The sequence below is a fragment of the Oricola cellulosilytica genome (genome assembly GCF_019966575.1).
GTDB classification, from domain to species: Bacteria; Pseudomonadota; Alphaproteobacteria; order Rhizobiales; family Rhizobiaceae; genus Oricola; species Oricola cellulosilytica.
Genome location: NZ_JAINFK010000007.1, coordinates 88,080 through 113,257 on the forward strand (window position 1 = coordinate 88,080; position 25,178 = coordinate 113,257).

At 60.7% G+C, this 25,178-nt stretch carries 23 protein-coding genes; 18 read left to right on the plus strand and 5 right to left on the minus strand.

Annotated features, from left to right (window positions below):
• Window positions 1–45: 45 nt before the first annotated feature.
• Both LC298_RS16100 and LC298_RS16105 read right to left on the minus strand, forming a co-directional pair.
• Entirely contained in the window at window positions 46–882 is an 837-nt protein-coding gene (locus LC298_RS16100; protein ID WP_131570901.1) for a universal stress protein, read from the minus strand.
• A 120-nt stretch (window positions 883–1,002) separates the two neighbouring features.
• A complete protein-coding gene (locus tag LC298_RS16105; protein WP_131570899.1) occupies window positions 1,003–4,458 on the minus strand; it encodes an indolepyruvate ferredoxin oxidoreductase family protein in 3,456 nt (1,151 codons plus the stop codon).
• 155 nt (window positions 4,459–4,613) lie between these two features.
• Here LC298_RS16105 and LC298_RS16110 point away from each other — a divergent pair, with 155 nt between their 5' ends.
• From LC298_RS16110 to msrQ, 4 genes are all read left to right on the plus strand, one after another.
• Window positions 4,614–5,069: an Lrp/AsnC family transcriptional regulator gene (locus LC298_RS16110; protein ID WP_131571172.1), complete on the plus strand. Its 456-nt coding sequence runs from the start codon at window positions 4,614–4,616 to the stop codon at window positions 5,067–5,069.
• 157 nt (window positions 5,070–5,226) lie between these two features.
• Window positions 5,227–6,429: a 3-oxoadipyl-CoA thiolase gene (pcaF, locus tag LC298_RS16115; protein ID WP_131570897.1), complete on the plus strand. Its 1,203-nt coding sequence runs from the start codon at window positions 5,227–5,229 to the stop codon at window positions 6,427–6,429.
• A 105-nt stretch (window positions 6,430–6,534) separates the two neighbouring features.
• Window positions 6,535–7,485 (plus strand): protein-methionine-sulfoxide reductase catalytic subunit MsrP, encoded by a 951-nt coding sequence (msrP, locus tag LC298_RS16120; protein ID WP_223385704.1) that lies wholly within the window; start codon window positions 6,535–6,537, stop codon window positions 7,483–7,485.
• A 4-nt stretch (window positions 7,486–7,489) separates the two neighbouring features.
• Complete coding sequence (gene msrQ / locus LC298_RS16125; RefSeq protein ID WP_131570893.1) at window positions 7,490–8,095, plus strand: protein-methionine-sulfoxide reductase heme-binding subunit MsrQ; 606 nt, start codon at window positions 7,490–7,492, stop codon at window positions 8,093–8,095.
• Window positions 8,096–8,103: 8 nt separating this feature from the next.
• On the opposite strand, the gene LC298_RS16130 is transcribed toward msrQ, so the two are convergent.
• Window positions 8,104–8,838 carry an anti-sigma factor gene (locus LC298_RS16130; protein WP_131570891.1) on the minus strand — a complete coding sequence of 245 codons (735 nt, stop codon included), beginning with the start codon at window positions 8,836–8,838 and terminating at the stop codon, window positions 8,104–8,106.
• 124 nt (window positions 8,839–8,962) lie between these two features.
• On the opposite strand from LC298_RS16130, the gene LC298_RS16135 reads away from it, so the two are divergent.
• Complete coding sequence (locus tag LC298_RS16135; protein WP_131570889.1) at window positions 8,963–9,817, plus strand: amidohydrolase family protein; 855 nt, start codon at window positions 8,963–8,965, stop codon at window positions 9,815–9,817.
• Between the two features lie 23 nt (window positions 9,818–9,840).
• Here the strand turns inward: LC298_RS16135 and gntR are convergent, their stop codons facing one another.
• A complete protein-coding gene (gene gntR, locus LC298_RS16140; RefSeq protein ID WP_223385705.1) occupies window positions 9,841–10,866 on the minus strand; it encodes an HTH-type transcriptional regulator GntR in 1,026 nt (341 codons plus the stop codon).
• 143 nt (window positions 10,867–11,009) lie between these two features.
• Between gntR and LC298_RS16145 the strand changes: the two genes are divergently transcribed.
• The 5 genes from LC298_RS16145 to LC298_RS16165 all read left to right on the plus strand — a co-directional run bounded on the left by LC298_RS16145 (window position 11,010) and on the right by LC298_RS16165 (window position 14,580).
• Window positions 11,010–11,228 carry a hypothetical protein gene (locus LC298_RS16145; protein WP_131570884.1) on the plus strand — a complete coding sequence of 73 codons (219 nt, stop codon included), beginning with the start codon at window positions 11,010–11,012 and terminating at the stop codon, window positions 11,226–11,228.
• A 62-nt stretch (window positions 11,229–11,290) separates the two neighbouring features.
• Window positions 11,291–11,563 (plus strand): hypothetical protein, encoded by a 273-nt coding sequence (locus tag LC298_RS16150; protein WP_131570882.1) that lies wholly within the window; start codon window positions 11,291–11,293, stop codon window positions 11,561–11,563.
• Window positions 11,564–11,601: 38 nt separating this feature from the next.
• Window positions 11,602–12,618 carry a TRAP transporter substrate-binding protein gene (locus LC298_RS16155; protein WP_131570880.1) on the plus strand — a complete coding sequence of 339 codons (1,017 nt, stop codon included), beginning with the start codon at window positions 11,602–11,604 and terminating at the stop codon, window positions 12,616–12,618.
• Window positions 12,619–12,679: 61 nt separating this feature from the next.
• Complete coding sequence (locus LC298_RS16160) at window positions 12,680–13,255, plus strand: TRAP transporter small permease subunit (protein WP_199223331.1); 576 nt, start codon at window positions 12,680–12,682, stop codon at window positions 13,253–13,255.
• Window positions 13,255–14,580 (plus strand): TRAP transporter large permease, encoded by a 1,326-nt coding sequence (locus LC298_RS16165; RefSeq protein WP_428977568.1) that lies wholly within the window; start codon window positions 13,255–13,257, stop codon window positions 14,578–14,580. Before LC298_RS16160 ends, LC298_RS16165 begins: the two co-directional genes overlap by 1 nt.
• Window positions 14,581–14,601: 21 nt before the next feature.
• Here LC298_RS16165 and LC298_RS16170 read toward each other — a convergent pair whose 3' ends face one another.
• Entirely contained in the window at window positions 14,602–15,840 is a 1,239-nt protein-coding gene (locus LC298_RS16170; protein ID WP_131570878.1) for an acyl-CoA dehydrogenase, read from the minus strand.
• Between the two features lie 156 nt (window positions 15,841–15,996).
• Here LC298_RS16170 and LC298_RS16175 point away from each other — a divergent pair, with 156 nt between their 5' ends.
• The 8 genes from LC298_RS16175 to LC298_RS16210 all read left to right on the plus strand — a co-directional run bounded on the left by LC298_RS16175 (window position 15,997) and on the right by LC298_RS16210 (window position 25,162).
• Entirely contained in the window at window positions 15,997–18,291 is a 2,295-nt protein-coding gene (locus LC298_RS16175) for a bifunctional salicylyl-CoA 5-hydroxylase/oxidoreductase (RefSeq protein ID WP_131570876.1), read from the plus strand.
• Window positions 18,291–19,046 (plus strand): SDR family NAD(P)-dependent oxidoreductase, encoded by a 756-nt coding sequence (locus tag LC298_RS16180; protein ID WP_131570874.1) that lies wholly within the window; start codon window positions 18,291–18,293, stop codon window positions 19,044–19,046. Before LC298_RS16175 ends, LC298_RS16180 begins: the two co-directional genes overlap by 1 nt.
• Window positions 19,043–19,525 carry a MarR family winged helix-turn-helix transcriptional regulator gene (locus LC298_RS16185; RefSeq protein WP_131570871.1) on the plus strand — a complete coding sequence of 161 codons (483 nt, stop codon included), beginning with the start codon at window positions 19,043–19,045 and terminating at the stop codon, window positions 19,523–19,525. Before LC298_RS16180 ends, LC298_RS16185 begins: the two co-directional genes overlap by 4 nt.
• Entirely contained in the window at window positions 19,522–20,319 is a 798-nt protein-coding gene (locus LC298_RS16190; protein WP_131570869.1) for an enoyl-CoA hydratase family protein, read from the plus strand. Before LC298_RS16185 ends, LC298_RS16190 begins: the two co-directional genes overlap by 4 nt.
• The gene (locus LC298_RS16195) at window positions 20,319–21,482 is read left to right on the plus strand and encodes an acyl-CoA dehydrogenase family protein (RefSeq protein ID WP_131570868.1); all 1,164 of its coding nucleotides are present in this window, start codon (window positions 20,319–20,321) and stop codon (window positions 21,480–21,482) included. Before LC298_RS16190 ends, LC298_RS16195 begins: the two co-directional genes overlap by 1 nt.
• Window positions 21,475–22,296: a tryptophan 2,3-dioxygenase gene (gene kynA / locus LC298_RS16200; protein ID WP_131570866.1), complete on the plus strand. Its 822-nt coding sequence runs from the start codon at window positions 21,475–21,477 to the stop codon at window positions 22,294–22,296. The genes LC298_RS16195 and kynA overlap by 8 nt, the downstream gene beginning before the upstream one ends.
• A gap of 4 nt (window positions 22,297–22,300) precedes the next feature.
• Window positions 22,301–23,923: an AMP-binding protein gene (locus LC298_RS16205; RefSeq protein ID WP_131570864.1), complete on the plus strand. Its 1,623-nt coding sequence runs from the start codon at window positions 22,301–22,303 to the stop codon at window positions 23,921–23,923.
• Between the two features lie 99 nt (window positions 23,924–24,022).
• On the plus strand, window positions 24,023–25,162 hold the full coding sequence (locus tag LC298_RS16210; protein WP_131570862.1) for an ABC transporter substrate-binding protein: 1,140 nt from the start codon (window positions 24,023–24,025) through the stop codon (window positions 25,160–25,162).
• Window positions 25,163–25,178: the final 16 nt, after the last annotated feature.

Sequence of the window (25,178 nt, forward strand, 5' to 3'; positions counted from 1 at the left end):
ATCTCGTCGGCTCGTCGTTAGAGCGTCCAGGTATGTGCTCTTCTATCAGTGGGCCATAATGATCGGGAATCTGTCGTTGGCCACGAGATCGCGGGTTATGCCCCCAAATAGGAACTCACGCAGGCGGGAGTGGCCATATGCGCCGGCCACAATCAATTCGGCAGAGATATCGTTCGCGTGTCTTAGCAATACTTCCGAAACCGCCGTGCCTGCGGATGGAAGCCTGTCGACCCTCACATCTATACCGTATCGCGCCAGATATGATGCGATGTCGTTTCCCGGTTCCTCCCCCTGATCGAACTCTCCAGCCACCGGGTCGACCATGGTTACGTGGACGCGGTTCGTACGGGTGAGCGTGTCAAGCGAGAGGTGGACTGCACGTGCCGCCTCCTTGGTGGCATTCCAGGCGATCATTACCGTCGATGGTGAGAGCGTGACTTTTGCTTCAGCGGGCATGAGCAGGAACGGTCGCGCGCTGTGGTAGATGAAGCCTTCCAGGGCTTTTCCCGCCAAGCGTTGATCGAGGCCACTTGCAGGCATCGCCAGCCCGAGATCCGAATAGCGCGCCCGGTCACCAACAACCGTGGCAATTTGCCCTTCGTCGCAATAATAGGAACACACATCACCAGAAACGGAGGATTTAGCGAGCATCGCCTCTACCCGCTCACCTTGCTCTGTGGTGGCCTTCTTTCCGGCTTCCCGCTCTTCGGCCCAAGTGTCGGCCGGTATGGCACCATAAGCGGTGGTACTCGCCGCAATCGCGATTCCTATAACCGCGACCGACAAATGGCAGTTGTTGGCACTGGCAAGTTCGATGGGCCGGGTGAGTCTTTGTAACGGCTGATCTGCGCCGATGACTGTAAGCAGCGTCTTGGGGGTCATAATGATGCTCCTTGGCCGAACCACTGTCTTCACGCGGGAAGCATCATTGTACGCCGAATTGCGGAAGCGCGTTGACCCCGATCAACAGGACATCGGCAGCCGCATCAGGCTTGCGCGCAGCTATGTTCGTAGGTTTTCGAATGCGACCAAGGCATTCTTCATTCTCTCCCGAACCTTGGCGGCCGCTTCGTCCTTTACCGGGCCGTATCCGCGGATTTCCATTATCATCGCGGCGATCGCGGCCGCATCAGCGTTATTTTCAGGTGTAAGTTCCTGGACCAGTCGGTCAATCGTCGCCTCGAATTCGACGATCAATTGGCGCTCCATGCGGCGTTCGGCGGTATAGCCGAACGGATCAAAGAGCGTGCCGCGAAGGCCCTTCATTCCGGCCAGCACTTTCATTGGGGTGCGGACCCATCCCCCGAACTCTCTCTTGCGCGGCCGCCCGCGAGCCTCCGTTCCTCCGGGCAGAAACGGTGGTGCAAGATGATGACGCACGGAGAATTCACCCTCGAACCGCTTGCCAAGGCTTTCGATGAATCCGGTTTGCGTATGAAGCCGGGCGACCTCATATTCATCCTTGTAGGACATCAGCTTAAACAGGCTGCGGGCCACCGCGTCGGTGAGTGCGCCGCCCTTGCCGATTTCGGCCAGTTCACGCGTCCGCACCTTTTCGACGACGGCGCGGTACTTTTTCGCCCAAGCGGTATTCTGGTATTCGGCAAGGAATTCTTCGCGTCGCGCGATCACATCGTCCAGACTCGCATCCGATTTCAGCTCCGGCTCCATCAGACCGGCAAGCGCGGCAGGATCGTGGGCGGCGATACGGCCCCAGGCGAAAGCGGCCTTGTTCTTTTCCACGGCAACGTCGTTCAGCTCAATGGCACGGAGGATTGCATCCGCCCCGACCGGGACAAGACCCTGCTGCCACGCCGCGCCTAGCATCAAGATGTTCGCGAAGACGGCATCACCAAGAACTGTTTCGGCGGCGCCGTTCGCGTCGAGCGATGTCACGTTCTCCGCGCCGACGACATCAGTAATCCTGCCAATCCGGACGCCCGATTTGAGATCGGCATCACGGTTACGGGTGAAATCCCCCGTCGGCATCTGGGCGGAATTGACGACCACGCGTGTCTTGCCAGCAACGTAGGTTGCTGATGCCTTCGGCGACGAACTGACGACCAGATCGCACCCAATCACCGCATCCGCCGAACCGTTCTCGATCCTGACCTGATTAATTGCCGCCTCGCTTGCACCGATCCTCAAGTAGCTCAGGACTGGCCCGAATTTCTGCGCGAAACCCATGAAGTCCAAGACTGATGATCCCTTGCCCTCGAGGTGTGCGGCCATCGCGATGATCTGACCGACGGTAACCACCCCCGTACCTCCGACGCCTGTTACCAACAGATCGTACGGCTCATCGAGGGCGGGAAGCCCGGGAAAAGGCAGCCCGGCGCTTAACCGGAGGAACAGCGCCGTCGCGTCGGCGGAAGGCGTCTTCTTTAGTGCTGCGCCTTCAACAGTCACGAAGGATGGGCAGAAGCCGTTCAGGCAGGAGAAATCCTTGTTGCAGGAATTCAGATTGATCTGGCGTTTGCGACCGAATGGAGTTTCCTTCGGCTCGACCGACAGGCAATTGGACTCGACAGAGCAATCGCCGCACCCCTCGCAAACGAGTTCGTTAATGACGGCGAAACGTTTCGGGTCGTTCAGCTTGCCGCGTTTGCGCAACCGGCGCTTTTCAGTGGCGCAAGTCTGCTGGTAGATGAGGACAGTGACGCCGGAGATATTGCGCAACTCCCGCTGGATGGCGTCCAGTTTGTTGCGATGATCGATCGAGACGTTCGGCGGGAAATCGGCCCGCTTAAAGCTTTCGGGGTGATCCGAGACGACCGCGATACGCGAGACGCCTTCGGCGCGGACTTCCTGGGCGATTGCTTCTACCGACAAGGGGCCGTCGACGGCTTGTCCGCCGGTCATAGCCACCGCGTCGTTGAAAAGGATCTTGTAGGTGATGTTGGTATTCGCCGCGATTGCCTGCCGGATCGCCATCAAACCCGAGTGATGATACGTGCCTTCGCCGAGATTCTGGAAGATGTGCTTGCCTCCATTGAACATCGAGCGGGCGCTCCAGTTCACTCCTTCGCCGCCCATCTGGATGAGCGACGAGGTTTCCCGGTCCATCCAACTCGCCATGAAATGGCATCCGATGCCGGCGAGCGCCTTGCTGCCTTCCGGAACCTTCGTAGATGTAGAATGGGGACAGCCCGAGCAGAAATAGGGTGTGCGCGTCGCTCCCGCGACGGTGATCGGTTCTGAGGGCCGGGCGATGTGCTCGGCACGCGCCTGAAGATCAAGGCCAGGGAACACCGCGTCGAGACGCGTGGCTACAATTCCGGCAAGCTGGATGGGGGAGAGTTCGCCGGTCCACGGGATCAGGCGATGGCCATTTTCGTCACGCTTCCCGACCATGCGTTCGGGCTTGCGGCCCGGATTGTCGTAGAAATACTCCTTGAGCTGGCTTTCGATGATGCCGCGCTTCTCCTCGACGACGAGCAGTTCGCGCTTGTTCTCGGCAAACATCAGCGCTGCGCGATGCTCCAGCGGCCAGACCATGCCGACCTTGTAAACGTCGACGCCGATCTCGCGTGCCCGGCCTTCATCTAAGCCGAGAAGCCTCAGTGCTTCCATCAAATCGAGATGGCCCTTGCCGGTGGTAACGATACCGTATGAGGCTCGTTGATTGTTGAAGACAGCGCGGTCGATCGGGTTCGCGTGGGCGAAGGCGAGGGTTGCCTCTTTCTTCGCCTCCATGCGGTCCTCGATCTGCGGACCGGGAAGGTCTGGCCACCGGTAATGGAGGCCCGACACGGGCGGGGTGTAATCCGGAACCTCGAAATGCCTGAAAGGTTTGAGTTCAAAACTCATCGCCGATTCCACGGTTTCCGAGATCGCCTTGAAGCCGACCCACATGCCGGAGAAGCGTGAGAGTGCGTAGCCATACTCTCCAAAAGTCAGTAGTTCTTCGACATTTGCCGGATTGAGCGTCGGCATGAAGAACGTCATGAAGGCGACGTCGGACTGGTGCGGCATCGAGGACGAGACACATCCGTGGTCGTCGCCGGCAACAACGAGGACGCCTCCTGTGGGCGAGGAGCCGTAGGCGTTGCCATGCTTGAGCGCATCGCCGGCGCGGTCAACGCCAGGTCCCTTGCCGTACCACATGCCGAAAACACCCTGGACCGTCCGGTCGGGATCGGTTTCGACCTGTTGGCTGCCCAGCATGGCGGTTGCCGCGAGATCCTCGTTGATCGCCGGGAGGAACCGGATTTCGTGTTCTTCGATGAGAGAGCTGACGCGGAAGAATTCCTGGTCGACCCCGCCGAGAGGCGATCCGCGGTAACCCGATACGAACCCTGCTGTATCGAGGCCCGCCGCGCGATCCCGCCGCCGCTGGTCGAGAACGATACGCACCAGCGCCTGGGTCCCCGTCAGAAAAACGCGGCCCGAACTGCGCGCGTATCGATCCGACAGTTCGTAACCGTCAAGGCTGGCGATATTCTGATGAAGTCCCATTCCGTGGCTCCTCCATTCAGCAAGCATAGCCTGTAACGACCGGAATTTATTGCCATACATTCTTATCCATGGCGATCTTTTGGGAGGTTGTTCCGAAATTCACGTTATAGTGGTACAGCTTCACGAAAATCTGTCGGATGGTGGAATTGACGCAAATGATTAGCGATGCGGACAGATCGATCCTCAAGCAACTGCAGACCAATTGCAGGCTGACAAACCAGCAACTCGCCGCGGAGACGAACATGTCTGCGTCCGCTTGTTGGAGACGGGTTCAGTCGCTGGAGAATTTGGGGGTTATCGGAGCATATGTTGCGCGGATTGATCCGCGCAAAGCAGGACTCGATTTCATGGCGCTCGTGCATGTGTCCTTGTCACGCCACGAGGCGTCCGCGGTTCGAGCATTCGTTCGGTCTGTGCTCGATCAGCCGGAAGTGCTTCAGTGTTTCGCCACGACCGGCGAGTCGGATTACATTCTACGGGTCGTGACCAGGGACATGAGCGCGTATCACGAGTTCCTGAACCGCTTCCTGTTCCAGCAATCCGTCGTTGTGCAGGTGAATACGAGTGTGGTCATGCATGTCGAGAAAGACAGTTGCGCGCTTCCGCTGTGACTGGCTTAACATCCTCCTTCCTTTGCTATGGCGGTTGTGGCGGTTGCATTTCGACCGGGATTGGGGCAGGGCCGCGAAACCTGAGCTTGTGCCTACGCGTATAGCCGCCGATTGCGGATAACGGGTCGGGAACGACAATCAGAGAGGTAGCTCCAAATTGCCAGAAGCATTCATCTGCGACTACATCCGAACACCTATCGGGCGGTTCGGCGGGGCGCTTTCTTCGGTGCGGACTGACGATCTGGGCGCCGTGCCTTTGAAGGCACTGCAACAACGCAACCAAAGCATGGATTGGGAAGCCGTCGAGGAAGTCTTTTACGGTTGCGCCAACCAGGCCGGCGAAGACAACCGCAATGTTGCCCGGATGAGCCTGCTTCTAGCGGGCCTGCCGGTAGCCGTGCCGGGGACTACGATCAATCGGCTCTGTGGCTCTGGTATGGACGCGGTCATCTGCGCCGCGCGGGCAATCCGGGCCGGCGAAATGGACCTTGCCATTAGCGGCGGCGTGGAGAGCATGAGCCGCGCGCCTTTCGTGATGCCGAAGGCAGACACCGCGTTTTCCCGCAATGCGGAAATTTACGACACCACCATCGGCTGGCGCTTTGTGAATCCGGTGTTGAAGAAGCAATATGGCGTCGATTCTATGCCAGAGACCGGCGAAAATGTTGCCGAGGACTTTACGGTCAGCCGCGCGGATCAGGATGCATTCGCCCTGCGTAGCCAGGAGAGGGCTGCGGCGGCCCAGTCCAGGGGACGGCTCGCAAGGGAGATTGTCCCCGTCGAGATTCCACAACGCAAGGGCGAGGCAATCTTCGTTGATCAAGATGAACACCCGCGTGCGACTAGCCTCGACAAACTCGCCGGATTGCCCACACCCTTTCGCCGGGAGGGGACGGTTACGGCCGGCAATGCGTCCGGCGTGAACGACGGAGCGGCTGCGCTCATAATCGCGTCCGAGGCTGCCGCCAAGGCGCATGGACTGACGCCTATCGCGCGCATTCTTGGCGGCGCGACAGTAGGCGTCGAGCCTCGCATAATGGGGATCGGGCCGGCGCCGGCGACCTTGAAGTTATGCGATCGCCTTGGGCTGAAGCCGAAAGATTTTGGAGTAATCGAGTTAAACGAAGCGTTTGCCAGCCAAGGTATCGCCGTGCTGCGGGCGCTAGGAATTTCGGAGCAAGCAGAACACATCAATCGCAATGGCGGCGCCATCGCGCTTGGGCATCCCTTGGGTATGTCGGGGGCCCGAATCACCGGGACGGCCGCGTTGGAGATGCATGAGAATGGCGCCGTTCGTGCGCTTGCGACAATGTGCGTAGGTGTCGGGCAGGGTATTGCGGTCGCACTGGAGCGGGTATGAAACCGTTCACCAAGGCGTGATCGGGCTCACCCATCATTTGAAGGCCATGGTCCGGGGCGAAGTGTAGATTGCGCCGCAAACACCGTGCTTCCGATGGAGACTGTCTTGTCCGGCTACAAATATCCGATTCCTCGATCATCCGAGATAACACCCAGGGCGGCGATTCTCGATCGCCGTCGTTTCATCGCAGGCATGTCGGGCTTGGCGCTTGCTGCCGCGGTCCCAACTCCCGGGAAAAGCGCCACCCGCGAGAAGCTGGATGCCATAGCGAGTCCGCTGTCGACAGACGAGGAACCCAATTCCTACGATGACGTCACGAGTTACAACAATTACTATGAGTTCGGGACAGGTAAATCCGATCCAGCGAAACACGCCCATGAGCTGACGACACGACCTTGGGCGATCAAGGTCGGAGGACTGGTCAACAATCCGGGGGAAATCGGGATCGAGGACCTGCTGTCCGCGTACACGCTGGAAGACCGCATCTACCGGCTTCGCTGCGTGGAGGCGTGGTCGATGGTGATCCCGTGGGTAGGCATTCCTCTCGCCGACATTATCGACAAGTTTGATGTGCAGGGCAGCGCGAAATATTTGGCGTTCGAAACATTGGTGCGGCCCGAGGAAATGCGTGGGCAGCGCTCGACCTTTCCCATCCTGCCATGGCCCTATGCGGAGGGCCTGCGTCTCGACGAAGCCAGGCATCCGCTGTCCATTCTGGCGGTGGGACTTCACGGGGAGGTCATGCCGAACCAGAATGGGGCCCCGGTGCGTCTGGTCGTGCCATGGAAATACGGCTTCAAGAGCATCAAGTCGATCGTCTCGATGCGGTTTACTGAGGAAGAGCCGACATCGACATGGAATGTTCAGAACCCGAGGGAATACGGCTTCTATTCCAACGTCAATCCAAATGTTGATCACCCCCGCTGGAGCCAGGCGACCGAGCGGCGGATCGGCGGGGGGCTGTTCGCTAAGCGGATAGAGACGCAGATGTTCAATGGATATGGCGAGCAGGTGGCCTCCCTCTACGACGGCATGGACCTGACGAAGTTCTACTGACGCAATGGCGCAATCCCGCTACTGGACGCTGATGCCGGAATGGCTCGTTTACCCGATTGCGCTGCTCCCCGCGGCACATCTTCTCTGGGGGGCCGTGAGTAATACGCTTGGCCCCGATCCGCTCAAGGTGTTGGAGAACGGACTTGGCGAGTGGGCGTTGCGGGTTTTGATCGCGGGGCTCGCGATCACGCCGATAATGCGGTTTTTGCGGATAAACCTGATCAAGTACCGCCGCGCGATCGGTCTCGTCGCGTTCATTTACGTGATCCTCCACCTGAGCGTCTATCTGGTGCTCGACAAGCAACTCGACTGGGCGGCGATCGGGGCCGATATCGTCAAGCGGCCTTACATCACAATCGGGATGGCGGCCTTCGTGATGCTCGTTCCGCTCGCGGCGACGTCGAACAAATGGTCGGTCCGCAAACTCGGCAGCGCAGCCTGGCGCAGACTGCACCGACTGGTCTACGTCATCGCGGTTTTCGGCGCGATCCATTATCTCCTGCTGGTCAAGGCGTGGCCGCCCGAGCCAATCATCTATCTGCTGATCATTGTTGCGCTGCTGGCGGTCAGGCTGGTGCGGCCGCAACGAAGACTGCGAACCGCCTCGTAGGGGCGCACTCAGCGCAAGGCCTGAAGCGCCTCCTCCTCCTGTCGGGCCGTCAGAGGCGCCCCCGCGTGGGTGATGCGACGAAACTCGCCGAGGACGCTCAGCGAAGACGGTGACGCGTCGCCGTTCTCTTCCGCCGAGACGATCGCGAAACGCACTTCCCAGCGATTGTCCAGATTACAGGCCACGGCGACGACAGAGGATCCGGACGCCGCCACATAGGAAAATTCGCGGCACAAAGCTTCGTCCTGCCCACGATAGCTGGCTATCATTCGGAGGCGGTCGCCATTCGTCAGAAAGCGGTCGTCGCCGCTCGGAACCGTTTCCAGGGCATCGAGAATGACCGGATGTTCCAGGGCGGCCACCTGAAGCCTGGTGCCGCCGGGAGGAACGACCGCCGCCGCGAAATAGCCGGCCGTACCGAGGAACAGTATGAGCAAGGCGACGAAGATAAGGCGCGGGGGAATGGCGTGAGCCTTGCCCCGAGGCGACGGCCAGCGGGAGCGGTTCGAGCGAAGAGGCGAGGTGGTGCGCTCAGCCGCGAAGGCGCGGACGCGCTCTTTCAGCGCTTCCGGCGACTCGGCGGGTTGCCTCGCGTCTGCGGACACAGGCGATTTTCCTATCTCGGCGAACGCGGCGACCCGTTGTCCGATGACGGGATCGATTTCCATCGCCCGCTCGACCAGATGCTCCGTTTCCGAATCGAGCGTCCCGTCCACGTACGCCTTCAGCGTTTCGTCACTCAACTTTCCGTAATGTATGGCGTGTCGTCCCGGTCATGCAAGGATAATACGCGTGATTGTATTTGGCTCCAGATATCGCCGACGTTATGGAGACGGAGTCACACTCTAGAAAGAGAGGGAGGACGACGTGCCGGATTTTCCGATTATCGACACGCATCTTCACATCTGGAACACGGATGCACTTGACTACCCGTGGCTGGAGGAGGCGCCGAAGATCAACAGGTCGTTTCTGCTGGAAGACTTCGATGCGGCCACCGCCGGAGTGGATGTCGAAGCGATGGTCTTTCTGCAATGCGAGGCGCATCCGTCGCAGGCATACGATGAGGCCGCCTGGGTTGCCTCGGAAGCGAGACGCGATCCGCGTATTCGCGCAATGGTGCCATGGGCACCGGTCGAGAAGGGCAAGGCCGTTGCAAATGAACTCGAGGGTCTGGGCGAGTTCGACATTCTGCGCGGCGTCCGGCGAATCATCCAGTTCGAACCGGATCTCGAATTTTGCCTTCGTCCTGATTTCATCGAGGGGGTTCACACAGTCGGCCAGTTCGGTTTGACCTTCGACATTTGCATCGACTACCGGCAGATGGCCAACGCGATCCTGTTCGCGCGGCAGTGTCCGGACGTCGCCATGGTGCTCGATCACATCGGAAAACCCAACATCAAAGACGGCGAGATCGAGCCCTGGGCGTCTCAAATGCATGAGTTGGCGAAGCTCCCCAACGTCTGGTGCAAACTCTCGGGTGTCGCGACGGAGGCGGATCACGAGAGCTGGACGCGTGAGGATCTGAATCCCTTCATTTCAACGGCTGTGGAAGCTTTCGGGTTCGAACGTCTCATGTTCGGGGGGGACTGGCCGGTTTCGACGCAGGCGATCGCCTATCCCCAGTGGATCGAGACGATCGAATGGGCGATCGCGGGTCTCTCGGATTCGGACGCGCGCAAACTGTTTCGCGATAATGCGAAGGGATTTTACCGGATCGACTGAACCCGGCAGCTCGGGAAACGGCTTCACGAGCCTAGGCGAGGGCCGCGACGCGCAGTGCTTCGGCGCGAAATAACGTCGAAGCCGAGATCAATTATCTTGCTGGCCTCCGCATCGGGGTTTTCGATTTGACGAACCAGCATTTCGATGCTGCGCCTTCCCATCTCATGGCGGTGGGTACGAACGCTCGTAACCGGCGGTTCGGCAACGGCCATCATTTCGAGATCATTGAACCCGCAGATCATCAGCTCTTCGGGGATTGCCATGTGCCGACGCTGGGCCTCGAACAGGATGCCGAGCGCCAGGTCGTCATTGTTGCAAAGCACCGCGTCTATCTCGGGTTGTTGTGAAATGAGGTTAGCGAAGAGGCTCGCACCCAGCGTAACCGTCGACGGTTCCGGTGTCGTGATCAGGCGCTCGCGAGAGAACACACCGGCACGCTCACAGGTGTCCTTGAAACCCGCAAAGCGGCGCTGCGTTCGCGGGTCCATTCTCGCGCCGACGAAGGCAGGAAAGCGGCTGCCGGCGTCGATGAGATGGGTCGTGGCTGCAGCCGCCGCGTCATAGTGGGAAAAACCGATCATCATGTCGATCGGGTTCGGGCCGGTCTCCATGATCTGCACGATCGGACACGTCGCGGATTGCAGCATCGTTCGTGCGGTTTTCGACTGGTCGATGCCCGTGATGACGAGGCCGGCGGGCTTCTGGCTAAGGAATACCTTTAACAGGTCCTCCTCCATCAGCGGCGAATAACGGGTGTTGCCCAACTGCAGGTCGAATGTGGTTGGCTCGATTGCCTCATACATACCGCGCATGACATCGGAGAAGACATTGTTGGTCACAGACGGGATCAAAACCCCGATGACGTTGGTTCGGCCCGACGCCAGAGCGCGCGCGGCGGGATCGGGGACGTAGCCCAAATCAGCGATGGCCTTCTTGATCTTTCGCTGAAGGGTCTTTGAGACTTTCTCCGGACTGCGGAGCGCGCGCGAAACGGTGATCGCGCTGACACCGACTTTCGCCGCCACATCAGCCAAGGTTACCTTCCGCACGCTGCCTCCCAAACGTTCTGGACTTCCGTTTTCACCCATACAACAACGCCATTGACACATGCTAGCGCTAACATTTATGACAGCGCTAACATTCCGCTGTTCTGCGGGGAGGGGGCAAAGCGATGCTGCACGGGAGGGCGGTCTTGATAATGGGCGTTTGCGGGTCCGGAAAATCGACGGTGGCGATGGCCCTGGCCGATCGGGTTCGCGGGCAGTTCGTCGAGGCGGACGATTATCATCCCTCCTCCAACATCGATCAAATGAAACGCGGTCGTCCGCTCAATGACGACATGCGGTGGGGCTGGCTGGACGCAGTCGGAGGCGCGGTGGCCTCGCGTGTGCGCCAGGTGGATCGCCAGTAATTTTCGCATGTTCTGCGCTGAAACATGCGTACCGGGAGCGGCTTCGTGCGCATCTCGGAACGATGGGAATTGTGTTTCTCCATGGTTCGGCCGAGGTGATCGAAGAACGTCTGGCGCTGCGTACCGATCATTTCGCTGCGGCAGATCTGCTGCCAAGCCAGTTGGGTGATCTGCAGCCGCCCACAGTCGAAGAAGGCGCGTTTTGCCAAATCGACATCACGCCGGACATGCAGACAGTCGTGTCCAAAGCCGAGGATTTCGTCCGGCAGCTTGTTGCTGGCGCCGGACGTTCACGGGACGCAGATGCTCCCGTAACAATGCAGCGACAATCCTGAACATGAGAGTCAATTCAAGGAGGAGTGACGAAATGCTAATGTCGTTTACCAAGGTCGCGCTTGCGGCGATCGCCACAACGGCGATTACCGCATCCGCATTTGCCGCGGAATTCAATTTCAAGTTCCAGTCGAGCGACCCGGCGGGCAACCCCAACTTCGAACTGCAGCAGGGCTGGACCAAATCGCTTTCGGAGAAGACCGATGGCCGTGTCGAGATTGAATTGCTTCCCGTCGGAAGCATCGTCGAGCATCGCGAAACACAGGATGCCATCGCCGCCGGAATTCTCGACGGTCACATCACGGATACCTCGTATTTCGCGGGCAAGGACGCCGCGTTCGGCCTAATTGCAAATCCGGTGGGTGCCTGGTCCGATCCGCAGCAGATGTTCGACTTCATGTCGGAAGGTGGCGGGAATGAGCTGATGAACGACCTTCTGGAGCCTTACGGCCTGCACTTTATCGGCGCGACCACACCAGGTCTCGAGGCCTTCGTCTCCAAGGTGCCGCTCGATGGGGTGGACGACCTCAAAGGCCTGAAGATGCGCGCGCCAGAGGGGCTCGTGCAGCAGGTGTTCGCGGCAGCCGGGGCCGCGCCGGTCAATTTGCCGGGCTCGGAAGTCTTCACGTCGCTCGACAAGGGCGTGATCGATGCGGCCGATTATACGGTCTTCTCGACCAACCAGGCTCAGGGGCTGAACGATATCGCGCCGCACCCGATCTATCCGGGCTTCCACTCCATGCCGTTGGTGGAGATCTCCATGAACAAGGCGAAGTGGGACGAGTTGCCCGAGGATATCCAGAATGCCTTCACCGAGAGCGTGAAGGAATTCGCGCAGAGCCAGGTTTCAGCGCTTGCGGCGAGGGACAAGGAAGCCGTGGAAGCGGCCAAGGCCGGCGGCGAGATCACCGTGCATGACTGGTCGGATGAGGAGCGGGCAAAATTCCGCTCTATTGCAACCGGCGAATGGGAAAAGGTGGCCGAGAAGTCGCCGAATGCCCAGAAGGTCTATGACGTGCTGACCACCTACCTGAAGGAAAACGGGCTGGTTCAATAACTTCGAAGCGACTTGAATCCGGATGCGGCGCTTCGGCGCCGCATCTCACATGGAGGGGGACATGGCAGCAGAACACCAGACGGAAACCGAGATGCGCGCGGATCGCGGTCCCATCCCGGAGGCGGGGTTGCTCGGGAAGTTCGTCGACCGGCTCGGACTTATCTTCGCGGCGGGGATCGTTCTGGCCATGCTCATCCTCATCCAGGAAGTCGTGCTGCGCTATGTCTTCAACGCGCCAACGATCTGGGCGCACGAAACGACCGTCTTCCTGTGCGCGGTCGCCTTTGTGTTCGGCGGGCTCTATTGCACGGCCCGGGACAGTCACATCCGAGTGGTTCTCATCTATGACAGCGTCGGACCAGCGGTGCGCCGCCGTCTGAATGTCGTCATCTCCATCGTGTGCGCGATAGCATCGGCGTTCTTTGCGTGGGCGACGTGGCTGTTGGTCGAACGGTCGATTTTCAGGCCGGACGGCACCGTCCATTTCGAGACATCGGGAAGCGCGTGGGATCCGGCCTATCCGGCCTATTTGAAACTGTTCCTTCTTGCCGTGCTCTCAGTGATGGCGGTGCAATTCATCGTTCTCGCTGTGAACTACGGCCGCGCAGCGCGAGGTCCCTCCGGGGATACCAACTGATGGAGGTGCTCGATTTCCTCTTCAATATGAAGAGCATGGGTATCGAAGCCGGCACGCTGCTCATGTTCGGCATGCTGCTCGCTCTGCTTCTCGTCGGCATTCCCCTGGCCTATGTGACGCTGCTCGTTGCGCTGATCTTTGCGGTCGGATGGTTCGGACCGATGGCCGTGCCGTTGATCACCAGCCGCGTCTATTCATTCGTATCGTCCTTCGTTTTCGTTTCGGTTCCGATGTTCGTGCTTATGGCGGCCATTCTCGACCGTTCCGGTATCGCACGCGATCTGTTCGACGCGATGCGGCTCGTCGGCGGACGATTGCGTGGCGGCATCGCCGTTCAAACGATCTTCGTTGCCGTCATTCTCGCGGCAATGAGCGGCATTATCGGTGGCGAGGTCGTGCTTCTCGGCCTGATCGCCCTGCCTCAAATGCTGCGGCTCGGCTATGATCGCAGTCTGGCGATCGGCGTCGTCTGCGCCGGCGGGGCGCTGGGAACGATGGTCCCGCCGTCGATCGTGCTGATCATCTACGGACTGACGGCGAATGTATCGATCGGCGACCTGTTCACATCCGCCTTCTTTCCGGGCCTGATGCTGGCGAGCTTCTACGTCGCCTATGTTCTCATCCGCGCGTATCTGAATCCGGAAATGGCGCCCGTCCCCGAGCCGGACGGTATTCCGCTTTCGCAGAAGCTGGGCAAGCTCAAGGGGCTGATCCTGCCGATTCTCGTCGTGATCATGGTGCTCGGATCGATCTACGGCGGCGTTGCGTCAGTGACCGAAGCCTCCGCGGTTGGCGTGGCCGGCGTGATCTTGTCGACGGTGGTCCGGGGAGAGTTTTCAGTCAAACTGCTGAAGGATGCGGCGCTTCAGACACTGTCGACCTGCGGCATGATCGTGTGGATCGGGATCGGCGCCAGCGCGCTCGTCGGCGTGTTCAACCTGATGGGCGGGATCAATTTCGTGTCCGACCTGATCACCGGCATCTCCACGAACCCGACAATCGTGCTGTTGTTCATGATGCTGATCCTGTTCGTGCTCGGGATGTTTCTCGACTGGGTGGGCATCGCTCTGCTGACGATGCCGATCTTCGTGCCGATCGTCGTCAAGCTGGGCTACGATCCAGTGTGGTTCGGCGTGCTGTTCTGCATGAACATGCAGGTTTCGTTCCTGTCTCCACCGTTCGGACCGGCAGCATTCTACCTGAAGAGCGTGGCCCCGCCCGGCATCAGCCTGGCTGACATCTTCAAGGCACTGCTGCCGTTCATCTGCCTGCAGGTGCTGGCCGTGGCTCTGCTGATCGCGTTTCCGGGCATCACAGGCAGATAGCGCCCGCGCAATGCCGGCCCGTCAGGCGAAGGCCTGCAGACCGGTCTGTCCGCGCCCGAGGATCAGGGCGTGCACATCGTGCGTGCCCTCGTAGGTGTTGACCGCCTCGAGGTTCATGACGTGGCGGATCACGCCGTATTCGTCGCTGACGCCGTTGCCGCCATGCATGTCGCGGGACGCGCGGGCGATATCCAGCGCCTTGCCGCAATTGTTGCGCTTCATGAGGCTGATCAGTTCGGCAGGCGCGGTATGATCGTCCATCATGCGGCCGAGCCGCACGCAGCCCTGAAGGCCGAGCGCGATTTCGGTCTGCATGTCGGCCAGTTTTTTCTGGATGAGCTGCGTTGCAGCAAGGGGCTTGCCGAACTGCTTGCGGTCCATCGTATAGCTGCGCGCAGCATGCCAGCACGCCTCGGCCGCACCCATCGCGCCCCACGAGATGCCGTAACGGGCGCGGTTGAGACAACCGAAGGGCCCCGCAAGCCCCGCGACGTGGGGCAGGAGGTTGTCTTCAGGAACGAATACCTCGTCCATCTGGATCATGCCGGTTGTCGAAGCGCGAAGGGAGAACTTGCCCTCGATCTTCGGGGCGGCCAGACCTTTCATGCCCTTTTCGAGAATGAACCCCTTGATCTTCCCGTCATGGGCCTCCGACTTCGCCCAGATCACGAAGACGTCGGCAATCGGGGAATTGGTGATCCAGTTCTTGGCGCCGGAGAGCAGGAAGCCGCCGTCGACACTCTTCGCCCGGGTGACCATCGATCCGGGATCGGACCCGTGGTCGGGTTCGGTTAGCCCGAAACAGCCGACCCACTCACCGCTCGCCAGTTTCGGAAGGTATTTGAGGCGTTGCCGTTCGGTACCGTAGGCGAAGATCGGATGCATGACGAGCGAAGACTGCACGGACATGGCCGATCTGTAGCCGCTGTCGATCCGCTCGACCTCCCGAGCGACGAGGCCGTAGGAGACGTAGTTAGCGCCGACGCCGCCATAGGCTTCCGGAATGGTCGAGCCAAGGAGCCCCTGTTCGCCCATCTCGGACATGATTTCACGATGGAAGATTTCCTGGCGATTGGCCTCAATGACGCGCGGCGCCAGCTTGTCCTGACAATAGGCGTGCGCGGCATCGCGGATCATCCGCTCTTCCTCGCCGAGCTGTTCTTCGAGCAGGAACGGATCGTCCCAGATAAGGGGTGCCGGTTTCGCGCGGGCCTCTTCGGGGGTTGCGGGGCTTGTGCGATCGACAGCGTTGTTCAACATTGACACGGACCTCCCTCGGTGACGGCCCATCGATAGGGCGTCTTTGCGGAAGCTTCAACCACAAAAATTTTATGCTTGAAATATAGCGGCGTTCTGCGTAGTTTTTCCGGCAGGCGCTTAAACGCACTTCGGTGCGCGCGCTTTTTGGGAGGAAACATGCGCATCGCGTGCCTGGGGGGCGGACCCGCCGGCCTTTATTTCGGGATATCCATGAAGCTGCGCCGGCCGGACGCCGAGATCGTCGTGATCGAGCGCAACAAGCCCGACGATACATTCGGCTGGGGGGTCGTCCTGTCCGACGAGACGCTCGACAATCTCGCCGTCAACGACCGGGCAAGCGCCGACGCCATTCGCGAGCATTTCGCGTACTGGGACGACATCGCGGTGCACTATCGCGGCGAGCGCATCGTCTCGACCGGACACGGATTTTGCGGCATCGGACGGATGCGGCTGCTGGCCCTGCTGCAAGCGCGGGCGCGCGAGCTCGGCGTGGAACTGCGTTTCGAGACCGAGGTTGAAAGCGCGGCCCGCTACGCCGACGAATTCGACCTGGTGGTCGCGTCAGACGGCCTGAATTCCAAGACGCGCACCGAATTCGCCGACGCGTTCAAGCCGGATATCGACGTCCGGGCCTGCAAGTTCGTCTGGCTCGGCACGCGTCAGAAGTTCGACGATGCGTTCACCTTTATCTTCGAAGAGACCGACAAGGGCTGGGTCTGGGCGCATGCCTACCAGTTCGACGATGACACAGCGACGTTCATCGTGGAAACCGACGAGGCGACGTGGAAGGCCTACGGTTTCGGCGAGATGTCGCAGGAGGAGTCGATTGCCGTCTGCGAGGAGATTTTCAAGGATCACCTCGGCGGGCACTCGCTGATGACCAACGCCAGGCATATTCGCGGCTCGGCCTGGATCAACTTTCCGCGCGTGCTTTGCGAAAACTGGAGCCACAAGAATATCGTCCTGATGGGCGATGCCGCGGCTTCGGCGCATTTCTCGATCGGCTCGGGAACGAAACTGGCGCTCGAGAGCGCGATCGCGCTTGCCGAGTATGTTCACACCGAACCGTCGCTCGAAGCCGCATTCGCAAAATACGAGGACGAGCGGCGGCTCGAAGTTCTGCGGCTTCAGTCCGCCGCCCGAAATTCGCTCGAATGGTTCGAGGACATTCACCGGTATCTGAATCTCGATCCCGTGCAGTTCAATTACTCGCTGCTCACGCGCTCGCAACGCATCAGTCATGAAAACCTCCGCCTGCGCGACCCCGAATGGTTGGGCTCGGCCGAGAAGTGGTTCCAGGAAAGAGCCGGCGTCAGTACCAACGCACCCACACGCGCTCCGATGTTCGCACCGTTCAAACTGCGCGACATGGAGGTGAAGAACCGCGTCGTGGTCTCGCCCATGGCGCAGTACAAGGCGGTCGACGGCTGCCCCACCGACTGGCACCTGATTCACTATGGAGAACGCGCCAAAGGCGGCGCGGGTCTCGTCTATACCGAGATGACTTGCGTATCGCGGGAAGGGCGGATCACGCCCGGCTGTACGGGCCTTTATTCCAGCGCTCACGAGGCAGCCTGGAAACGCCTTACGGCCTTTGTGCACTCGGAAACGAGCGCAAAGATCTGCTGCCAGATCGGGCATTCCGGCCGCAAGGGCTCGACCCAGCTTGGCTGGGAGACAATGGATGCGCCGCTCAAATACGGGAATTGGGCCACGATGTCGGCCTCGGCGATCGCCTGGTCGGACGACATCCCGGCACCGCGCGAAATGACGCGCGCAGAGATGGATGCGGTTCGAGACCAGTTCGTGGCCGCAGCGGAGATGGCCGAGCGGTGCGGCTTCGACATGATCGAACTGCATGCGGCCCATGGTTATCTGATTTCGTCGTTCATCTCGCCGCTGTCGAACCAGCGCAGTGACGAATACGGCGGAAGTCTCGATAACCGGATGCGTTACCCGCTCGAGGTGTTCTCCGCCATGCGTGCCGCCTGGCCTGCTGAAAAGCCGATGTCGGTGCGTATTTCCGCGTCCGATTGGGCCGGTGACGATGGCGTGACCCCGCCCGAGGCGGTCGAGATCGCCCGCCTGTTCGAAGAAGCGGGGGCCGATATCATCGATGTATCGGCAGGACAGACATCGGTTCGGGCGAAGCCTGTTTACGGGCGGATGTTTCAAACACCGTTTTCCGACCGCATTCGCAATGAGGCAGGCATCAGGACGATGGCGGTGGGTAACATCTACGAGCCCGATCACGTCAATTCCATACTGATGGCAGGCCGGGCCGACCTGGTATGTCTCGCGCGGCCGCATCTCGCCGACCCGTACTGGACGCTCCGCGCCGGCGCGGCGATCGGCGACCGTCACGAGGAGTGGCCGCTGCCGTATTTGCCAGGCCGCGATCAGGCCTGGCGGCTCGCCGATCGCGAGGCGGAAACGGCGGGGCGGATCTGATGCAACTTCAGGACAAGCACGCAATCGTGACGGGTGGCGGAAGCGGCGTCGGCGCGGCAATCGCCACATTGTTCGCCGAGGCGGGCGCGCGGGTCACCGTAATGGGCCGCCGTGAGGAACCCTTGCGCGCGCTGGCTGCGCAGGAGCGTATATCATGGCAGGTCTGTGATGTGACCGATAGCGAGGCTGTTGTGTCGGCCTTTGATGCGGCGCGCGCGCAGAACGGTACGCTCGACATCGTTATCGCCAATGCCGGCGAGGCCGTCAGTAAGCCATTTGTGAAAATGGTCTCATCCGATCTGGATGCGGCTCTTTCCGTGAACCTTGTCGGGACGTTCAACTGCTTCAAGGCCGCGCTAGCTGACATGAGCACAGCAGGGTGGGGCCGGTTGATAGCGATTGCGTCGATCGCTGGCCTGAAGGGCTACCCATATGTTTCCGGATACTGCGCCGCGAAACACGGTGTCGTCGGGCTGACTCGGGGACTTGCGGTCGAACTCGGCAAATCGGGAATTACGGTGAATGCGATCTGTCCCGGTTTCATCGAAACGCCCATGCTGGAGCGGTCAATAGCCAATATCGTGTCGAAGACCGGCAAGAGTCAGGAAGAAGCTTCCAATTTGCTCAAATCGGGAAATCCGCAAGGGCGATTCATTCAACCGGTGGAGGTAGCGGAAGCCGCGCTCTGGCTGTGCTCCGAAGGTGCGCGCTCGGTCAATGGCCACGCGCTCTCCGTCTCGGGGGGAGAAATATGACGCGAGAAGCGACCATGGCCGCGGACGAGGCACCGTCAAAAGCGCGATTGCGGCTTTGGCTGCGGCTGCTCAAGGTGACGCGCAAAGTTGAAGGTCGGCTGAGGGAGCGTCTGCGCACCGAGTTCGCGACGACGCTGCCGAGGTTCGACGTGATGTCCGCGCTCAATCGCCATGACCAGGGCCTGAAGATGAGCGAGCTGTCCGGTGTCCTGAAGGTATCGAATGGCAACGTGACCGGCATCGTCGACCGACTCGTGGAGGAGGGGCTCGTGATCCGGGGGGCGGTTGAAGGAGACCGGCGCGCGAATCTTGTGCGGCTGACCCGGAAGGGGCACGAACATTTCGCGGTGCAGGCACGCGAGCACGAAGCCTGGATCGACGAGATGCTTGCGGACATGCCCGCGAATGAGAGCGAAAATCTCGCCCATCGTCTCGACGCGCTCGTTCAGGCCCTCGAAGAGCCGGAGAGCAAGAAATGAAAAGCCCGAAACACTTCCTGCTAGAGATCGATGAGGGGGTCGCAACAGTCCGGCTGGATCGTCCGGAGCGGAAGAATCCGCTCACGTTCGAGAGCTATGACGAACTTGGCCGCTGGTTTCGTGGTCTTGCCCACGAGGATCACATCAACGCGGTGGTGTTCGCCTCGAATGGCGGCAACTTCTCTTCAGGTGGCGATGTGCACGACATCATCGGTCCGCTGACCGCTATGTCGATGAAGGACCTGCTGCGGTTCACGCGCATGACGGGCGAACTCGTCAAGGCGATGATAAATTGCGGCAAGCCGATTATTGCCGCTGTCGACGGCGTTTGCGTCGGTGCCGGAGCGATTATCGCCATGGCTTCCGATCTGCGGATCGCGACACCGGAGGCGAAGACCGCCTTTCTGTTCACCCGGGTCGGGCTGGCGGGCTGCGATATGGGCGCATGTGCGATCCTGCCCCGGATCATAGGACAGGGCCGCGCAGCGGAACTGCTCTATACCGGCCGCGCGATGAATGCGCAGGAAGGCGAGACGTGGGGGTTCTTCAACCGCCTCGTCCCACAGGAGGAGTTGCGGGCGAACGCCATGGAACTCGCCAAGCGCATCGCCGCCGGTCCCAATTTCGCGCACATGATGACGAAGACCATGCTGGCGCAGGAGTGGTCGATGTCCATCGAACAGGCGATCGAGGCGGAGGCTCAGGCGCAAGCGATCTGCATGAAGACAGGCGATTTCCTCCGGGCCTACGAGGCCTTCGTCGCCAAAGAAAAACCCGTGTTCGGGGGCAATTGATGGCCGACAGGAGCTTTCATGGCTGGCCGTTCTTCGAGCGCCGGCATCGCGAACTGGTCGCGGACGTGGACGCGTGGGCGTCCGCTAACCTGTCGGCGATCGACCATGCCGACACCGATACGGCATGCCGGGCACTTGTCGGAATGCTGGGGAAGGGGGGATGGCTAAAATACAGCGCGGTTGCGCCCGATGATGAAAGCGCAACGCTCGACGTACGGTCGCTTTGCCTGATCCGCGAAACACTGGCGCGGCATGACGGCCTTGCCGATTTTGCGTTTGCCATGCAGGGGCTCGGCACCGGCGCGCTCTCGCTTTTCGGAACACCGGCCCAGAAATCGGAGTGGTTGACGAAGACGCGGGCTGGCGAGGCGATCTCCGCCTTCGCACTGACCGAGCCGCAATCCGGTTCGGATGTCGCCAATTCGACCATGAGCGCGACGCAGGAAGGCGATACCCTCATCCTCAATGGTGAGAAGACCTGGATTTCGAACGGCGGAATCGCCGATGTCTATACGGTATTCGCTCGAACAGGCGAAGGACCGGGCGCGAGGGGTCTCTCGGCGTTTGTCGTGCCCGCGGGAATTCCCGGATTCGAGATTGCCGAGAGGCTCGAAACCATCGCGCCGCATCCGCTGGCGCGCCTGCGGTTCTCCGATTGCCGTATTCCCAAATCGGCGCTGATCGGGGAGCGCGGACAGGGCTTCAAGATCGCCATGGCGGTGCTCGACGTTTTCCGTTCGACGGTTGCCGCCGCGGCGCTCGGCTTTGCCCGCCGCGCGATGGACGTGTCGATCGCGCGGGTGTCGGAGCGCAAGGTGCAGGGCGCACCGCTAGCCGATTACCAGATGGTGCAGGGGCACATCGCGGACATGGCCGTTGACATCGATGCGGCCGCGCTGCTCGTTCATCGCGCCGCGTGGACGAAAGACAGCGGCGCCCCCCGTGTCACGCGCGAAGCGGCCATGGCAAAACTGTTCGCTACCGAGCAGGCCCAGAAGGTGATCGACATGGCAGTGCAACTGCACGGCGGCGACGGCGTGCGCCACGGTCATGTCGTGGAACGCCTTTATCGGGAGATCCGCGCGCTGCGCATCTATGAAGGCGCCTCCGATGTGCAGAAGGTCGTGATCGCCCGTCAGGTGATGGGAGCGCATCATGTCTGACACCGACGGTGCACGGACCGACTTCCGGGAAACGATGTCGTACGGCGACTATCTGCACCTCGATGCCGTGCTCAACGCCCAGACGCCGCTCAGCGAAGCGCCCGATGAAATGCTGTTCATCGTGCAGCATCAGACCTCCGAATTGTGGATGCGGCTGATGATCCACGAACTCAACGGCGCACGCGAGGCGATCGCGGGCGATCACCTACCGGAAGCCTTCAAACTGCTGGCGCGCGTCAGCCGGATCATGGAGCAGTTGAACAGCGCGTGGGACGTGCTGCGGACCATGACGCCCTCGGATTACACGCGGTTTCGCGAAGCGCTCGGCATGTCGTCCGGCTTCCAGTCCTTTCAGTATCGGATGATCGAATTCATTCTCGGGAACCGCAACGTCGCGATGATAGAGCCGCATGCGCACAGGCCTTCGGATGTAGCGGCGCTCGAACGGGAACTGGACCGACCCAGCCTTTATGTGGAAGCGCTTCGCCTCGCTGCGAGGCGCGGAATGAAAGTCCCGCCGAAAGTCCTCGATGTGGCCAGCCGCGAGCCTCACCGGGCCGTGGAAGCGGTGACGCAGATGTGGGCCGAGGTTTATCGGGACACGGCCACGCACTGGACGCTCTACGAACTGGCCGAAAAACTCGTCGACCTGGAAGATTACTTCCGTCGCTGGCGTTTCAATCACGTCACGACTGTCGAACGGGTGATCGGCTTCAAGAGAGGCACAGGGGGCACTGCCGGCGTGAGCTATCTTCGCAAGATGCTCGAAGTCGAGCTTTTCCCGGAGCTTTGGGCTGTCAGGACGGAGTTGTAAGAGGATGGAAAAGCTCGGCCCGTCAGCGCATATCGACACCTTTTCAAGGGACAACCTCCCGCCTGTCGAACAGTGGCCCGATCTGCTGATCGACCGGTTTGAGTATCCGGAACGACTCAATGCCGGGGTCGAACTGACCGACCGCCTTGTCGAAAAGGGGTTCGGCGATCACACCGCGTTGATCGGCAATGGCCGGCGCCGAACCTACAAGGAACTCGCCGACTGGACCAACCGGCTGGCGCACGCCCTAGTGGACGATCTTGGCGTGAAGCCGGGCAACCGGATACTCATCAGGTCCGCGAACAATCCGGCCATGGTTGCCTGCTGGCTTGCAGCCACCAAGGCCGGCGCCGTGGTCGTGAACACGATGCCCATGTTGCGCGCCGGCGAACTTGCGAAGATCGTCGACAAGGCGGAAATCTCGCACGCGCTTTGCGACACGCGACTGATGGACGAGATGACCTCCTGTGCGAAGGGCAGCGCCTTTCTGAAGACCGTGGCCGGTTTCGACGGGACGTCCAATCATGACGCCGAGCTGGATCGGCTGGCGCTTGAAAAGCCGGTCAACTTCGAGGCAGTCGACACCGGCCGGGACGATGTCGCACTGCTGGGTTTCACATCCGGCACGACCGGCTCGCCAAAGGCAACGATGCATTTCCACCGCGATCTGCTGATCATTGCCGATGGTTATGCGAAGGAAGTCCTCCGCGTGACGCCGGACGATGTCTTCGTCGGTTCGCCACCGCTGGCCTTTACCTTCGGGCTCGGTGGACTGGCGATCTTCCCCTTGCGGTTCGGCGCGGCCGCGACACTGCTTGAAAACGCATCCCCACCCAACATGATCGAGATCATCGAGAAGTACAACGCGACCATCTGTTTCACCGCGCCCACTGCCTATCGGGCAATGCTGGCGGCGATGGATGCGGGGGCCAACCTGTCGTCGCTTCGCGCGGCCGTTTCGGCGGGCGAGACCTTGCCCGCACCTGTCTATGAGGAGTGGATGCGAAAAACCGGGAAGCCGATGCTGGACGGAATCGGCTCGACCGAGATGCTGCACATTTTCGTCTCCAACCGGTTCGACGATCACCGGCCTGCCTGCACCGGGAAGCCGGTGACCGGATACGAAGCCAAAATAATCGGCGAGGACGGGGGTGTACTGCCTCCGGGCGAGGTCGGGCGGCTGGCCGTGCGCGGCCCGACGGGCTGCCGCTATCTCTCGGACGAGCGGCAGAAAAACTATGTTCTCGATGGCTGGAACATCACCGGCGACGCTTTTTCGATGGACGCGGACGGATATTTCCATTTCGCGGCGCGCAACGACGACATGATTATCTCGTCCGGCTACAACATCGCCGGTCCGGAGGTCGAGGCGGCGCTGCTGTCGCACGACGCCGTTGCCGAATGCGCCGTGATCGGCTTCCCTGACGAGCAGCGCGGCGCGATCGTGCAGGCGCACATCGTTCTGAGGCACGGCAACAATGCGTCGGACGCGCTGGCGAAAGCGCTGCAGGAGCACGTGAAGAACACCATCGCGCCGTTCAAATATCCGCGCTCGGTCGTGTTCTGCGACGCGCTGCCGAAAACGCAGACCGGCAAGATCCAGCGGTTCCGGTTGAAGGATTCATGATGCCGGGAGGAGTTTTCCGATATTGCAGTTCCGTTGTGGGCAAGTGGCGCCAACTCCGATACGTTCTAACTGATTGAGTCCAAACAGGGAGGTAACTCGATGAATAAACTTGGAAAAATCGCACTGGCCGGGGTGGCCGCACTGTGGGCGGGAACCGCGCTCGCCGATGGCGTCAAGGTGGGAATGATTACCACACTGTCCGGTGGAGGAGCCGGTCTCGGGATTGACGTTCGGGATGGGTTCCTGCTCGCCGTCAAGCAGTCCGGAAACAGCGATATCGAGGTCGTGGTCGAGGACGACCAGCGCAAGCCGGAGATCGCGGTTCAACTGGCCGACAAGATGATCCAGTCCGAGAAGGTCGACGTCCTCACGGGCATCATCTGGTCCAATCTGGCGATGGCCGTGGTGCCCTCGGCAACGGCGCAGGGAAAATTCTACCTGTCGCCCAATGCCGGCCCGTCGCAGCTTGCCGGCGAGGGCTGTCACGAGAATTACTTCAACGTCGCGTGGCAGAACGACAATCTGCATGAAGGCGCCGGAGCGTACGCCAAGGACGCCGGCTTCAAGAACACGTTCATTCTCGCGCCGAACTATCCGGCTGGCACGGACGCGCTCGCCGGTTACAAGAGGTTCTACGAGGGCGAACTGGCCGGCGAGGTCTATACCAAGCTCGGGCAGACCGATTACGCGGCCGAGATCGCGCAAATCCGTGCGTCGGGGGCAGACAGCGTGTTCTTCTTCCTGCCGGGCGGAATGGGGATTTCGTTCCTGAAGCAGTATTCCGACAGCGGTATCGACCTGCCAGTGGTTGGGCCGGCATTCAGTTTCGACCAGGGTATTCTGCAGGCCGTCGGGGATGCGGCGCTCGGCATCAAGAACACCTCCCAGTGGTCGAAGGATATCGACAATCCCGCCAACAACGCTTTCGTCGAAAGCTTTCAGGCCGAATATGGCCGCCTGCCGTCGCTCTACGCCAGCCAGGGATTCGATACCGCCAATCTGCTGCTCAGCGCGATGGGCAAGGCCGATATCGATGATGCCGACGCTTTCCGCGCCGCATTGAAAGAGGCCGATTTCGACAGCGTCCGGGGCGATTTCGAATTCGGCCCGAACAATCATCCGATTCAGGACATCTACGTGCGCGAAGTCATTAAGGAAGGCGACGTGCTGACGAACAAGATCGTCGGCGTTGCGCTCGAGGATCGCGGCGACGCCTACGCCGAGAAGTGCAAGATGTGACCAGCGTTCGGTCCGG